Annotated in this window: 10 protein-coding genes; 5 read left to right on the forward strand and 5 right to left on the reverse strand. The window is 64.5% G+C overall.

Translation table 11 applies throughout. The annotated features are described in order from the left end of the window. Positions 1–3 precede the first annotated feature (3 nt). A complete protein-coding gene (locus tag D1Y84_RS06170) occupies positions 4–993 on the reverse strand; it encodes an ion channel (protein ID WP_158615345.1) in 990 nt (329 codons plus the stop codon). Positions 994–1,203: 210 nt separating this feature from the next. Here D1Y84_RS06170 and D1Y84_RS06175 point away from each other — a divergent pair, with 210 nt between their 5' ends. From D1Y84_RS06175 to D1Y84_RS06195, 5 genes are all read left to right on the forward strand, one after another. Further along, positions 1,204–2,778 (forward strand): sialate O-acetylesterase, encoded by a 1,575-nt coding sequence (locus tag D1Y84_RS06175; RefSeq protein WP_233581174.1) that lies wholly within the window; start codon positions 1,204–1,206, stop codon positions 2,776–2,778. 50 nt (positions 2,779–2,828) lie between these two features. After that, positions 2,829–3,806, forward strand: a complete 978-nt coding sequence (locus D1Y84_RS06180; RefSeq protein ID WP_124847738.1) for a ring-cleaving dioxygenase — start codon at positions 2,829–2,831, stop codon at positions 3,804–3,806. Beyond that, positions 3,799–4,491 carry an alpha/beta hydrolase gene (locus tag D1Y84_RS06185; RefSeq protein ID WP_233581176.1) on the forward strand — a complete coding sequence of 231 codons (693 nt, stop codon included), beginning with the start codon at positions 3,799–3,801 and terminating at the stop codon, positions 4,489–4,491. The genes D1Y84_RS06180 and D1Y84_RS06185 overlap by 8 nt, the downstream gene beginning before the upstream one ends. Before the next feature lie 173 nt (positions 4,492–4,664). Beyond that, positions 4,665–5,855, forward strand: a complete 1,191-nt coding sequence (locus D1Y84_RS06190) for a Gfo/Idh/MocA family protein (protein WP_233581178.1) — start codon at positions 4,665–4,667, stop codon at positions 5,853–5,855. Positions 5,856–6,261: 406 nt separating this feature from the next. Then, positions 6,262–6,501 carry a hypothetical protein gene (locus D1Y84_RS06195; protein WP_124847739.1) on the forward strand — a complete coding sequence of 80 codons (240 nt, stop codon included), beginning with the start codon at positions 6,262–6,264 and terminating at the stop codon, positions 6,499–6,501. A gap of 136 nt (positions 6,502–6,637) precedes the next feature. Here D1Y84_RS06195 and D1Y84_RS06200 read toward each other — a convergent pair whose 3' ends face one another. The 4 genes from D1Y84_RS06200 to D1Y84_RS06215 all read right to left on the reverse strand — a co-directional run bounded on the left by D1Y84_RS06200 (position 6,638) and on the right by D1Y84_RS06215 (position 12,729). Continuing rightward, positions 6,638–7,138 carry a hypothetical protein gene (locus D1Y84_RS06200; protein ID WP_124847740.1) on the reverse strand — a complete coding sequence of 167 codons (501 nt, stop codon included), beginning with the start codon at positions 7,136–7,138 and terminating at the stop codon, positions 6,638–6,640. 239 nt (positions 7,139–7,377) lie between these two features. Then, a complete protein-coding gene (locus D1Y84_RS06205) occupies positions 7,378–7,794 on the reverse strand; it encodes a hypothetical protein (RefSeq protein WP_124847741.1) in 417 nt (138 codons plus the stop codon). A gap of 281 nt (positions 7,795–8,075) precedes the next feature. Then, a complete protein-coding gene (locus tag D1Y84_RS06210; protein ID WP_124847742.1) occupies positions 8,076–10,223 on the reverse strand; it encodes a beta-galactosidase in 2,148 nt (715 codons plus the stop codon). Between the two features lie 100 nt (positions 10,224–10,323). Then, entirely contained in the window at positions 10,324–12,729 is a 2,406-nt protein-coding gene (locus tag D1Y84_RS06215; RefSeq protein ID WP_124847743.1) for a glycoside hydrolase family 2 protein, read from the reverse strand. Positions 12,730–12,811: the final 82 nt, after the last annotated feature.

Below are 12,811 nucleotides of genomic sequence, written 5' to 3' on the forward strand. Positions count from 1 at the left end.
TATTCATGGTACGCGAGCGCGGGAGCCGGGGGCGGGATCAGGAAGCGGCGGCGTCAGCTCGGCCGGTGGCGGCTGCATGTCTACGCTGTCAAAGCGTTCCATGTCGAGGTCGAGCAGCCCGGTAGCAGGATCGCGCACGTAGATGTTCTGGAAGGTCGCGCCCCATACCAGGTTGTCGGCCGTGTACGAAGCACGCGCATGGATGGCCTGGCCCGACGCCTCGTCGATGCCGGTGACCTGCAGGATCAGCTCTCCCCGCAGGTGCTTGAGGCGCTCAGGGGTGACTTCAAAAAAGGGGCTGTCGGGCGTGATTGGGTGCAGGATCGTCCAGGCTAAGGGAAGGAACTCGATCCGGCTGCGCTCGAGCGCGAGCGGTACGTAGCGGCGCACCTGCTCGCGCTCGGGGTCAAACGAGGTGAGCAACGCCGAGGCTTCAATGTGGATGAGCTCACTGCGGTGCAGGTTGGTGAGGCGGATCAGCAGCCCCGGGCTGGGGGAATGCCGCAGCACTACGACCCTGGAAAAGCGCAGGCGCACCTGGGACCGCGAGAACCGGGAGAACAGCAGCCCGGTGACCAGCGAGACGGCGGACAGGCCGATGAACGACTCGAGCGTCACCAGCACGTTGGCCGCTTCGCCCACCGGGACCACGTTGCCGTAACCGATGGTCGCCAGGGTATGGACGCTGAAAAAGAAAGCCCGCATCGGCAGGCTGACCCTGGGAGCGGGGCCGCTGTTGGCGAGCGCCCCGGGACCACACGCCAGGTACAGCGCTCCGAACACGAGGTTGAGCGCGAGGAACAGGGCGATGACACAGAGCAGAAAAGTGGACCAGGAAACACGCAGCAGCGTGGCGTACCCAAACAGCTCGGTGACGCGGCGGCGACTGCGGCGCACGTTGAAGGAGCCGTCCTGGTTGATCAGCCGGGCCTGGTTGCCGAATGTATCGCCGAAGCCGAGATCCTGGCCGGATTGTGTCTTGGCCTTGCGCATGTGCCTCCGTTGCTGCTCCAACAGCGAATACCGAATATACGGCTGCGTGCCGGCCGCTGCGCAAGGTTCCCAGGGAAGACCGCTGGCGCACGCGCCGGGAGAGTGCCCGCAGGCGGCGGGGTTGGAGGCGCAGGTATGATGTTGGCGATCGTCATGGCGACCCCGGCGGATGGTTGAGCGGGGCGCGCGCGCCAAGAAGGAGCCCTGCTCTTGTTGAAACTGCCTGAATTGTTTGTGCCTCGGTCCCGATGGTTGCGCGGGTTCTGCACCGTATTGCTGAGCGCTGCCGCCATTGCCCTGCCCGCGCATGCCGAGGTAAAGCTGCCCCACGTCCTGAGTGACCACGCCGTGCTGCAGCGGGATATGCCGATCCACATCTGGGGCACGGCGGACCCTGGGGAGCAGGTCAGGGTAGCGCTGCATGGGCAGCAGGGCGCGGCCACGGCCGATGCGCTGGGCAAGTGGAGCGTGTTTCTGCGGCCTGAGCACGCGGGCGGCCCATACACGGTGTCCGTACAGGCCAGCAACACGATCACGCTCAGTGACGTGCTGGTGGGCGACGTGTGGTTTGCTTCGGGGCAGTCCAACATGGAGTTTCCGCTCAAGGGCTTTGGCGCGGACACGCCGATGAAGGACAGCGAAAAGGAAATCGCGGCGGCCACGCACCCGATGATCCACCTGTTGTTGGTAAAGAACGTGGCGTCCGAGTACGAGCAGCGCGACCAGGATGCGACCTGGACGGTGTGCTCGCCGGAGACGGCGGTGAACTTCTCCGCGGTGGCTTACTTCTTTGGGCGCGCAATCGCCGAGAAGGAACAGACGCCGGTAGGGCTGATCGACGCGAGCTGGGGCGGGACACCGGTAGCGGCGTGGCTCTCCTATGATGCGCTGAGCACCGACCCGGGTCTGGCGCCGGAGCTGGCCGCACGCGTGCCCATGGTGGAGACACAGGCGGACGTGCCGGCGATGACAGCCGCGGAGACGCGTGAGGATGCCGCGGCCAAGGCAGCGGGCAAGCCTGCGCCGAAGCATCCATGGCACCCGCAGCCGGGTTCGTATGCGCCGGCCGGCAACTTCAACGGCATGGTCGCGCCTTTTCTGGACTACACGATCAAGGGCTTTCTCTGGTACCAGGGCGAGACCGACAGTTCACCGCAGCGGGCACCGTCCTATGAGCGGGCGTTCGGAGACATGATCACGGACTGGCGCAGCCGGTGGCGCGAGGGTGACCTGCCGTTCCTGTTCGTGCAGATCTCGAGCTTCACTTCGACCCCGTATGAAAGCTGGGGCATCGTGCGCGAGGCGCAGCGGCGCACCCTCAAGCTCGCGAACACAGGGATGGTGGTTTCGACCGACATAGGGCAGGCCGACAACGTGCACCCGCCGGACAAGCAGACCGTAGGCGCACGCATGGCGCTGGCCGGGCGAGCCATCGCGTACGGCGAGAAGCTCGAATACAGCGGGCCGATCTTTCGCGAGGCAACAGCGGAAGGCACGAGCCTGCGCGTGTACTTTGCGCATGGCGACGGGCTGTGGGCAAAGGGCGGAGCGTTGCAGGGTTTTGAAGTAGCAGGCGAGGACCAGCATTTTCACCCGGCCAGCGCCTCGGTCGAGGACGGCGCCGTGTTGGTGCGTGGCGAGGCAGTGGAGCATCCATTGTTTGTGCGTTACGCGTGGCCCAACTCTTCGTTGAACGCGAACCTGTTCAACGCGGCAGGACTGCCGGCGTCGACGTTCACGTCGCAGCGGCACATCCCGGCGCCTTGCATGCAGGACTGCAGGTAGCGCGTGTACCGAGCAGGCCGGGCGCCCATGCGGCACAAAGGAGAAAGCTGATGCCTACGCCGATAGCCGGCCTGCACCACGTGACCACAATCGCTTCCGACCCGCAGCGCAATCTTGATTTCTACACGCGAGTGCTGGGGCTGCGCCTGGTCAAGAAGACGATCAACTTCGACGACCCGGGCACGTACCACCTGTACTTCGGCGACGACCACGGTTCACCTGGCACGATCCTGACGTTCTTTCCCTGGCCTAACGCGGTGCGTGGCACCTTGGGCGCGGGCGAAACAGCGGCGACCGCGTTCAGCGTGCCGACGGCTTCACTCGGCTACTGGCGAGAGCGGTTGCAGCGCTTCGCGGTGCCGCTGACGGAGACCCACCACTTCGCCGAGGATGTGCTGCGCTTCCAGGACCCGGACGGCATGGTGCTGGAAATCGTGGGCGATGCGCAGGCAAAAGAACCGGTCGCACCGCGCGGAAGCGACGTACCGGCGGAACATTCCATTCGCGGCTTTTACGGCGTGACACTGCTGGTGCACCTCGAGGCTCCCACGGCCGGGGTGCTCGACACGATGGGCCTCGAGAAGACGGCGGAAGAAGGCGAGCGCAAGCGCTACTCGACCAGGAGCGGAGCACTGGGCAGCCACGTGGATCTGCTGGTCGATCCCAAGGCCGCGCGCGGCCGGCTTGGCGCGGGCACGGTGCATCACATCGCGTTTCGCGCGGCAGACGACGCAGCACAGGCCGCATGGCGTGAGCGGTTGTCGGCGCATCCGCTGGAAGTCACACCGGTGCTGGACCGCACATACTTTCACTCGATCTACTTTCGCGAGCCGGGCGGAGTTCTGTTCGAGATGGCGACCGACCCGCCGGGCTTTGCCTGGGATGAGTCGCTGGAAACCATGGGCGAAAGCCTGAAGCTGCCGCCGTGGCTTGAGACGCGCCGGGCGGCACTCGAAACGAGCCTGCCCAGGCTGACGGTGCACCCTGCCGGAGACGCGGTTGTGAAGACGGAGGCCGCAGGTGTCTGAGCAAACCACGCGAGCTTTGCAAAAACTTACCGGTCCGCATGCCACCAGCCGGGTTACCTACGCCGGCGCGCCCGTTGTGGAGGCAAGCTATGCCATGGTGCTGCTGCACGGGCGGGGCGCGTCGGCCGAGGACATCCTGGGACTGGGGCCGGCGCTCGCCGCGGGCTTCGAGGCCCGCGGTGCCGGCGAGGCGCGCAAGGTGATGTTTGCGGCGCCCGAGGCGGTGGGCAACACCTGGTATCCGCAGTCGTTCATGGCGCCGATCGCGCAGAACGAGCCTTATCTTTCCTCGGCGATCGGGCGCATCGCGGCGCTGGTGGCCGAGATTGAGGCGGCCGGCATTGCGCGAGACCGGATCGTGATTGCGGGCTTCTCACAGGGGGCGTGCCTGTCGTCAGAATTTGTGGCGCGCCACCCGGCGCGGTATGCGGGGGTGTTTGCCTTTACCGGTGGCCTGGTCGGTCCGGACGGCACAGACCTGCACCATGCGGGCGAGCTTGCGGGCACACCGGTGCTGCTGAGCAGCGGAGACCCGGACCCGCATGTGCCCTGGTCACGCGTGGTCGAAACCGGGGAGCAACTGACAAAGATGGGCGCGGCGGTCTCGATGACGCGGTACCCCGGACGACCACACACGGTCCTGCCCCAGGAAGTCGCCGAAGCGCGGCGGCTGCTGGGGGCCTGATCGATAGGCAAAAGAACCCGGCTGCGCATATTGCATCGGTCGAGACCCGGCGCGCCGGCGAGGGCACGGGGGATTGCCATCGCCATGGTTGCGCAATGTGGTTGCGAAACATGGTTGCGAAACCATGGCGGCCCGCTCGTCAGCCGTATGCTCGACGCACTAGGATGGCTCGTATGAAAATTGCCGCTCTGCATTCCGTCCTCAGAAGCGCTGCCGTGTTGTGGGCGTTCGGTTCCCTTTCGATGCTTGCCGGACCTGCCACCGCAAGCGCGTACGCAGCGAACCAGGCCCCCGCGCAAACCGCCGCTCCGGCATCGGGCAAGGCGCCGATTCGTGTCGCCATTGTGGGCCTCGTGCATGGCCATGTGCAGGGCTGGTTTTACCAGCTGGCCGCGCACCCCGAGGTGCAACTGGTAGGGGTGGCCGACCCGGACGCCTCGCTGCGTGAACGCTACGCGACCCGCTATCACCTGCCCGCCTCCATGTTCTTCACGTCCGAGAGCGAGATGCTGGCGCACGTGCATCCGCAAGCGGTGCTGGTGTACACCTCGATCGCAGGGCATCGCGACGCCATTGTGCAGGCGGCCCGGTTGCACATTGCATCGATGGTGGAGAAGCCATTGAGCACCACTCTGCCGGATGCGCTGGCAATCCAGGAGGCATCGCGCGAGTTCCACGTGCCCGTGCTCGTGAATTACGAAACGACCTGGTACGCGTCCAACACCGCCGCGGCGCACATGCTGTGGGGCGGGCAGATCGGCGACCTCCGCAAGCTGGTCGTGCACGACGGCCACCGCGGACCCAAGGAGATCGGCGTAGGGCCGGAGTTCCTGAACTGGCTGACCGATCCCAAGGAGAATGGCGCGGGCGCGCTGTTTGACTTTGGCTGCTACGGGGTAGACCTGGCGACGTGGCTGATGCACGGAGAAGCACCGCTGACCGTGACCGCGGTGACCCAGCAGATCAAGCCGGATGTGTATCCCAAGGTGGAAGACGAAGGCACGATCATCCTGACCTACCCGCATATGCAGGCGATCATCCAGGGCTCGTGGAACTGGCCGTTTGATCGCAAGGACATGGAACTGTACGGCGCCAATGGGTACGTGGATACGGTTGCGCTCGATGGGCTGCGCGTTCGGTTGCCGGGCGAAAAGGCCGAGCATGCGGAAGCAGCGCCCGCGCTGGTCGATCCGCAGGACAACTCCCTGCACTACCTGGCCGCGGTGCTGGGCGGGCAGGTGCAGCCACAGGGCGATCTGTCGTCACTCGACACCAACGTGACAGTCATGCGCATCCTGGATGCGGCACGCACCTCGGCGAAGACGGGTAAAACCGTATCGCTGGCTGGTGGGGCTGCGCGGTAGCTACGCGGACCATGATCCGGGGCTGGCTTCGGCAGCCCCGGCCTCCGTGGACATGTTGGACGTTCGTCGAGGCCATACGCGATGGAGCCAGGCCGCCCTGGCTGGCGAGCATGCAGTGGGTTCCGATTCAACGCGCGTCGCCTCCCGGGTATGGCCCGCAGATAGTTCCTCCTGCTGTATGAGACTGTTTCAGCCACAGTGTTGATTGCAGGGTGCTGCAGTCTGGCCTGGACGTTCCCGGATTCCGGCTAAAGCGACTACAAGGAAGCCGTAACCATGGCAACCGCGCGCGATGCGGCATGTGAAGCTTCAAGACAATCGCACCTAGCGACATTACGAGCGACTTATGCGCTGCCCGCCAAGATCAAGTAACCCTTACCAAAGATGTTGAGGTAAGCTAGCTACTATGGTGACAAAAGAAGTAATCGCGGCGATTGACCGGGAAATAGCACAGTTGAAGCGGGCACGCGCCCTGCTTATGGGTGAGAGCGAGCCGGCTGCCCGCAGACGTGTCGCCGCCAAAGCTCCCGAGAAAAAGCGGGCAGTGCGCACCACTGGCAAGCGCCGCGAAATGAGCGTGGAAGCCCGCAAGCGGATTGCCGAGGCGCAGAAGAAGCGCTGGGCTGCACTCAGAGACGACAAGTAGACCCGACGGCCATCCCCCGGCGGACGAGTCACTCCGCTCCCGCGTGGCTGTGCCCTGCTGCAGGCCAGTCGGCGCTGCACGCGCGCGCTGCGTGCTCCCGGTAGGAACCTGCATTCATCGGCGTTTCGCTGCAGACCTACCCGTTCAGCCAGCGCCTGCTGAGCATCTCTGCCGTTATGGCCTCATTTGGAGCAGCCGCAGCGGCAAGCCTGCTGGCGATGCGAACCTGCGCGTCACGGACCTTCTCGGCCGGCACATACACCGGGGTGGAAGGTGCGGGGCCGCTGAGAGCGGATGGCGCAAGCGGCTGGGGCTTGCTGACAGCGCGCACTTCGCGGCGCTTGCGCATCGGGTGGAGCGTAGTCTGGATCACTTCAGGTAACAACTCCTGCTGTTCGGCCCCGGGAGGAGAGAGCAGCGGTTCTGCCGTCCCGGCAACCTGGGACAACACCTCTTGCACCTCTTCGAGGTCGACCAGCGACTGCGAAGAAGCATCGGATTTGGCTAGACGCGCGGAACGTGCGGGCTTGGTCATGGGCACGGGTCGCAGCACGGGCGAGGCCAGGAGCAGGGCTCGAGCTGTTTCAAGTCGCTCGAGTCTGGCGTCGATAATAGCAATGATCGAGGGATAGGACATGCGGAGTTATAGATTATCGCGTCACCCTCGGTTTGTCCCTGTTCCATGTTGTGTTCACTCGCATACCCGATATCTTTTGAATCTACGATCCATAAATGAGCGGGATGTGCGATCCTTCCAAGTCACGGGCGCTGTTCCGGCACGCGCTCCACGATGCCAGAGGGCCCACCCCACGCTGCAGGCGGCCACCCCTTATTCTTGCGGCACGAGAGCACCGGCTCCCGCATAGCCGGGTCTGGCTAGGCTCTGCGAGAGGGTCGAGGGTCGTGGCTTGGCTCAGGGCTTTCGCCTTGCATGGCGAGCTGCTCCAACGCTGTCGCTGCCCTGCGTGCGGCACTCAGGGCGAACAGGGATGGGGCATTCTCAGTCGGTGCGGCGTTGGGCGCCAGGGGAGCCAATGATACCCGATCGGAAGCGGCGGGCAGCACTGCTACCGGCAGATCACGCCGCTGCTGCGCGCGGTCAGCAGCGGCCGCGGGCACCGCGTGTCCGCTGTGAACCAGGGCAAAGGAAAGCACCGGGCCGAGCGCCACGCCAATCCCGAAGAACGTAAGCCACGAAAGATGACGCTTGGCGGCAGCGGTTGCAAGCAGGAGCGCGGGAGCGCACCAGCATGCCGCTGCGGCAATAATCAGGAAATTTATATCTCGGCTCATAGGTCCCCTTGGCAGTTATTACAAACGGGCCAGTAAAAAGTTACTTATAGGGGACCGGCGAGACATTGTGCAAGTATCCACAGGTTAGGACAAGTGGATAAGTCGAGGAAACCTTCTTACGGTTTTATGCGTCGCGGTGCCGGCGAAGGTATCGCCGCATCGCGCGGTAGCAGAGGCGGCTGCCCCCGCCCCCAGGAAGGCAGACAAGCGCGCCGGGGCGGGACTCGACGCCTCAACAAAGCCGCCGGCCCGCGCCAGGCGCTGTTCAGTCCTCGGCGCCGCTACTTTGTCTCGTGCGCGATCACCACATCCCAGGGTGCGATGGTGACCGCCTGGTCGGCTGCAAGCGAGTGACCTGTGAGCAGGTCCTTTGCCGGCGCATAGGTGTAGTGAAAGGTAGCGGGGGCGCTCGAGTAATTGAAGTAGTAATGCAACCGCTGGCCATCCCGGCCGGTGCCATGCTTGACCTGCACATGCTCCGGCAGGTGCTGATCCGCCCCGCTGATCCCGGCCCTGGTCAGCTCATCGACCACGAGCGAACGCTGCAGGGTGTCGGAGAGCAGGGTGCCTTCGTAGGTGAGCGTGCCCTGCCCGTACCGGTTGGTGGTGATGGCCGGCCACTGGCCGAAGAAGGGATGATCGTAAAAGGCCAGAGGCTTGGCGGTGTTGAGCTGCAGGAACTCGGCCCAGGTACTCACCTTGTTCTGCTCACCGGCGTGCAGCGGATCGCCCTTCAGGCTGAGCGGCCGCTCCAGGTTTGAGAACTCCTGGTATGTGAACCCGGCAGCTTCGCGCAGGGGTCCCGGTGCACGCTCCCAGCGCACCGCAGAGTTCTCGTTGGTGAAACCGCTCTTGAACGTCATCAGCACGTGGCCGCCGTTATGCACGTAGGTCGCGATCTTGCTGAGCAAAGCATCGTCGGCAACATAGAGCGCCGGGACGACTAACAGCTTGTAGCGGGACAGTTCTTCCTGCGAGACATCCGGAAACACAAAGTCGCTGCCGACGTTGGCAAAATACACGGCATCGTGCAGTTGCGTCACGAGCGCGTTGTAACTGCCGGTGGGCTTGCCGGGCTCCCAGCCGTGGCTTTCGTGCGCTTCGTACGGCATAAAGCTGATGCCGTTCTGCGAGTCCACGCTGTACAGGATCGCCACCTGGTTGTTGATCTTCATGTCAGCGAGCTGCGGGCCGATGCTCTTGAGTTCGTGCGCAACGCGCGTCACCTCGGCATAGGCGCGGTTGGGCTCGAGGTCGTGGCTGAGCACGCCTTTCCAGTAGGTCTCCTGCCCGGCGTGGATGGAGTGCCAGTGCCAGTACTCCACCATGTTGGCGCCGCTCGACACATGGGTGTAGACGTCCTGGCGCAGTTGTCCATCGTACGGCGGAAACTGCCCGGCGGAGTTCCAGCCGAGGGTTTGCGCATCGGTCTCGAGCACGAAGAAGTTCCTGTGTTTCAGTGAGCGGGCGTAGTCGCCCTGCAGCGCCTGCCACGCGCCATCTTCGTGGTCCTGCGTGCGGTGATACGGATCGTTGCCGACGATGTCGAGCAGCTTTGCCACGGCTGGCTCGTCGACGTCGCTCTGCATGATGCCGCCGTAGTTGTGCGTGAGGAACTGCGAGGGCGCGGCGTACTTGCGCAGCAGGGCTGCCTGGAAAGCGAGGTACCGGGTCACGCGAAGCTGCTGCCAGCGCGTCCACTCCAGTTTGTAGCTGGTGCTGGTCGCGTTATCGCGCGTAGGCATGTCGGCCCAGTCGTTCACATCTTCGCCCCAATAGTTCAGAAACCAGGCCTTGTTGAGCGCGTCGGTGGTCTTGTACTTCTGCTTCAGGTATTCGACAAAACCTGTGAACACATCGGCATTGGTGGCGCCGTTCGAACCGGTCTCATTGTCAACCTGCCAGCCAATCACGGTGGGGTTGTTCTTGTAGTGCTCGGCAAGGTTGCGCACGATGCGCTCGGCATAGAAGCGGAACTGGGGATTGTCGTAATCCATGTTCTGCCGCATGCCGTAGCCGACCGCAGCGCCGCCCATGGGGCGCGCCAGGATCTCGGGGTGAGCGTGCGCCATCCACGTGGGGATGGAGTAGGTCGGCGTACCCAGGATGACCTTGATGCCGGCTTTGCCCATGGCATCGACGACGCGATCCATCCAGGCATAGTCGAAGTGTCCGTCGGATGGCTCCCAAAGGCTCCAGGTAGACTCGCCCATGCGCACCACGGTGATGCCCGCGGCCTGCATCATGGCGACGTCTTTCTCGAGTCGGCCAGGCTGCAGCGGCGCGGGCATGTACTCGTTGTAGTAGGCGACGCCGTAGAGGATGGTGGGCTCGGCAGGCGCCTGCGCGTTGGCTGCAGAAGGAACAAGCACGGCTGCAAGTAATGATCCGGCAAGCACTGGCCGGAGTCGGGCGAGGAGGCGGGGCATGGCGTGGCTCCTTAGACGGTTCCCGGGATACGGTTCCCGGGCAGGGGCAACGCACGTGCCATAGCTCCCTGCCCTGTTTTTTCTGCAGCCACCGGCGAAGCTACACGCGCTCCGGCTCCGCCGCGCTCAGGGTGAACTCCGCTGTCTGCGTGCCGAGGCGCAGGTGCTTCGCGGAGAGTCGCACGGTGCCGGCCTGCTCCTGCGCACGCACCCAGACGGCGGCGGTGCCCCCGGTGAGCGCGATGGGGTTGTCGCCGATCAGCTCTCCTGGTCCTTCCAGCGTGAACTCGATAGGGTCGTTGGCCAGCGGGTGCACGTTGCCCCACTCGTCGGTCACGCGCAGCACGACGCGGGTGACGTCGGCGCCGTCCGCCACGAGCGCCGTGTCATCGGGCAGCAGGAGGAACTTGCTATCGATGCCCTTGCCGGAAAGCGAGCGTGAGATGCGCTGCTTCCCGTCGATGTAGCCATCAATGCGCAGGTCGCCCCACGCAAAGCGCAGCTTCTTGCTGTCGAGCGCAGCCAGGTTGAGCTGGAACGGCGGATAGCGCAGGTGGGCAAACTCGGCGCGGTCCGGGTCCAGCTCGGCGATCAGCGTCCACTCGTTGGACTCGAGGCTGTGCTCGCGCAGGTAGAACTTGAGGTGATCGCAGTTGGAGCAGACCACGGCGCGGCGGAACTCGGTGGCCTCATCGCTCTTGGCCCAGTGGAACGCGGGCTCGAGCACCACTTCCTCCGCGGGGTCGACCTGCGACTTGTAGAAGCCGGCTGCGGCCTTGGGCTCACGGAAGATATCGGTAACGCCGTGGTAGCAGATGCGGTCGCCGGCGCCGAAATTGGAGTGGGTGTTGTAGTCGAAGGCGCACCAGCCGATGCCGCCTGCGTACTGCGGATTGGAGGCAAGCTGATCGTGGATGCGCGCGTGGCGCAGCGTGTGTTCGCGCTGCCGCTCGTCGTCATCCGTGGTCTTGACCGGGTAGGTGTGGCCCACGAACTCGGTGTTGAGGTACAGCGGGTGATTCGGTTCGCGCAGGGGAAAGCCGAAGTCGTTGATGGTGAACACGTCTTCGAGCAGCTCCGACTCCTTGAAGTTGCGGATACCGCCTGTCTGCCGCGACGGGTCGAGCGCATGGGCGAGCGCGTTGGTGCGCGCGTAGAAGCCGTGGTCATCAGGCGACTCGTTGATGCGCACGCCCCAGAGAATGATCGAGGGGTGGTTCCAGTCGCGCCGGATCATGCGGCCCACGTTGTCGATAGCGACCAGCTTCCACGGCTCGGGCCCAATGTGCTGCCAGCCCGGGATCTCTTCGAGCACCAGCAGCCCGATCTCGTCGCAGCAGTCGAGGAAGTGGCGCGATTGCGGATAGTGCGAAGTGCGCACCAGATTGCAGTGAAGATTGTGCCGCAGGATCTTGGCATCCTGGCGCTGCGCGCGCGCGGGCATCGCCTGCCCCACAAACGGAAAGGTCTGGTGCCGGTCGAGCCCACGCAGCTTGACAGCCTTGCCGTTGAGCATGAAGCCCTGCGGCGTGAATACTGCCTCGCGGAAGCCGATGCGGCGCGTGTCCTCGTCAATGGCCACGCCGTCCTGCATGAGCCGCACATGGACGGTGTAGAGCTTTGGCTCGTGTAACTGCCAGAGCTCGATGCCCTCGAGGTTGGCAAGCGTGACGGTGTGCTTTGCGCCGTCGCGCATGGTATTGGAGCTGTGGGTGATAGCGGCGCTGGTGACGGGGTCAAGCGCTGCGTCGGGGTCGGGCGCGGGGCCGGACGGGATGGGCTGCGTGCCGTGGGCGATGATGCGCTCCCCGTCGCGCAGTTCGACCTCCAGCGCCATGCGGCCAGCTGCTGGGCCGGCGAGGAAGCAGTCCACATCAAGCCCGGGATGTGCGCTCAGGACGTCTTTCGGGTGCGCAAAGATGTTGTCGAGAAAATGCTCCGGCACCACGCGGAGCGAGACCTCGCGATAGATGCCGCCAAAGGTCAGGTAGTCAATCTCGTAGCCGAACGGCGGGATGTCTTCGCGCTCGGTGGAGTCAAGCTGCACGACCAGCACGTTCTCGCCATCGGGGCGCAGGTGCGGGGTCAGCTCAAAGGAGAACGGCGTAAAGCCGCCGCGATATTCGCCGAGCGGCGCGCCATTGATCCACACGGTGGAGGCGCACATCGCGCCTTCGAAGTCCACAAACACACGCTTGCCCGCAGTGCCCTGCGGCAGGCGAAAGCGACGACGGTAGGTCGAAACGAACTCGTAAAGATGATCGTCGAAGTTGTGCCATGGGAGCTTGATGTTGGTATGCGGGATGGTGATGCGTTCGAAGGCGGCGTCGTCAAAGGTGGGCGACTCGGCGCCGCTTACCTTTTCGGGCTTGAAGCGCCAGCCACGGTTCATGGGCAGGATCGTCCGGCCGGCGGTGGGTGGCTGGGCGGCCAGCGAAGCATACGGCCGCAGGGATGTGGCCGCGACGACCGCACCGGTTGTCTTGATGAAATCTCGTCTACGCATACGCTTTTCGGGGAACCCTCACGCGAAACATCAGAACAGGAGGCAGCGACACATGCAACTCCGTGTGGCTGCTCCCGGTGGA

This window comes from Acidipila sp. EB88, assembly GCF_003858395.1.
Lineage (GTDB): Bacteria > Acidobacteriota > Terriglobia > Terriglobales > Acidobacteriaceae > EB88.

Excerpts from the sequence above, each read along its gene's own strand:
- D1Y84_RS06205 (WP_124847741.1), bottom strand. The coding sequence starts at position 7,794 with ATGAGCCGAGATATAAATTTCCTGATTATTGCCGCAGCGGCATGCTGG.
- D1Y84_RS06200 (WP_124847740.1), bottom strand. The coding sequence starts at position 7,138 with ATGTCCTATCCCTCGATCATTGCTATTATCGACGCCAGACTCGAGCGA.
- D1Y84_RS06210 (WP_124847742.1), bottom strand. The coding sequence starts at position 10,223 with ATGCCCCGCCTCCTCGCCCGACTCCGGCCAGTGCTTGCCGGATCATTA.
- D1Y84_RS06170 (WP_158615345.1), bottom strand. The coding sequence starts at position 993 with ATGCGCAAGGCCAAGACACAATCCGGCCAGGATCTCGGCTTCGGCGAT.
- D1Y84_RS06195 (WP_124847739.1), top strand. The coding sequence starts at position 6,262 with ATGGTGACAAAAGAAGTAATCGCGGCGATTGACCGGGAAATAGCACAG.
- D1Y84_RS06180 (WP_124847738.1), top strand. The coding sequence starts at position 2,829 with ATGCCTACGCCGATAGCCGGCCTGCACCACGTGACCACAATCGCTTCC.
- D1Y84_RS06215 (WP_124847743.1), bottom strand. The coding sequence starts at position 12,729 with ATGCGTAGACGAGATTTCATCAAGACAACCGGTGCGGTCGTCGCGGCC.
- D1Y84_RS06190 (WP_233581178.1), top strand. The coding sequence starts at position 4,665 with ATGAAAATTGCCGCTCTGCATTCCGTCCTCAGAAGCGCTGCCGTGTTG.